This is a genomic window from Arthrobacter sp. Hiyo1, assembly GCF_001263615.2.
GTDB lineage: Bacteria > Actinomycetota > Actinomycetes > Actinomycetales > Micrococcaceae > Arthrobacter.
The window spans coordinates 908,621-909,723 of the sequence record NZ_DF952468.1 but is presented as its reverse complement, the minus strand read 5'-3'; the positions used below and the strand labels follow the sequence as shown (position 1 = coordinate 909,723).

General features: G+C 63.0%; 1 protein-coding gene. It reads right to left on the bottom strand.

The annotated features are described in order from the left end of the window. Positions 1 to 181 precede the first annotated feature (181 nt). On the bottom strand, positions 182 to 1,103 hold a 922-nt coding region (locus AHiyo1_RS03915; RefSeq protein ID WP_148667433.1), incomplete at its 5' end, for an AAA family ATPase.

Genomic DNA, 1,103 nt, shown 5'->3' with positions numbered 1-1,103 from the left:
GTTCCGCCGCCTGCCGGCGCCCTGTCGGCGGGGTCGTTGGCGTCGCGCGTTCCAGCGTAAGTCGAGGAGGACTTCCGCGCCTTGAGCAGGACAGGAATCAGCCCTCCGACCACCACGATGGCAGCGACAATGGACAAAATAATGGGGAGGAGATCGTTCACTCCCCTAGCTTCTCACAAAGCTAGACCTCGGCACCGAGCCTTTGGCTGATGACGGTGGACACGCCGTCGCCCCGCATAGTCACTCCGTAGAGGGCGTCCGCGACTTCCATGGTCCGCTTCTGGTGCGTAATGACAATCAGCTGGCTGGACTCGCGCAGCTCTTCGAAAATCGTGATCAGCCTGCCCAGGTTCGTATCGTCCAACGCGGCTTCCACTTCGTCCATGACGTAGAACGGCGAAGGCCGCGCCTTGAAAATCGCCACGAGCAACGCGACAGCCGTCAACGACCGTTCGCCACCGGAAAGCAAGGACAACCGCTTGATCTTCTTTCCGGCAGGCCGTGCCTCCACCTCGATGCCGGTGGTCAGCATGTCATCAGGGTCCGTTAGCACCAACTTGCCTTCACCGCCGGGGAAGAGCCGCGCAAAGACGTGGTCGAACTGTTTGGAGGTATCGGCGAAGGCCTCGGCAAAGACCTGCTGGACGCGGTTGTCCACCTCCTTGATGATGTCCAAAAGGTCCTTGCGACTGGACTTGAGGTCTTCCAGCTGCGTGCTCAGGAATTGGTGGCGCTCCTCGAGTGCGGCGAATTCCTCAAGCGCCAGGGGGTTCACTTTGCCAAGGGCTGCGAGGTCCCTTTCGGCCTTGCGGAGCCGTTTCTCCTGCTCGGCGCGGACGAAGGGAACACCCTCGACGATGGCGTTCCCGTCCTCGTCCACCGGCGCGCGGAGTTCGGCCCACTTGTCCACGGCGGCGGCAGGCACGGGAACGGGCTGCTCCGGACCGAAGTCGGCCACGAGTTGTTCCGCCGACAGGCCAAGCTCCTCGATGGCGCGGGTTTCCAGCGCTTCGATCCTGAGCCGTTGCTGGGCTCGCGCGAGTTCGTCCCGGTGGACGGAGTCCGTCAGTCCCGCGAGCTCCTGGGCCAACTTCTCATTGCTG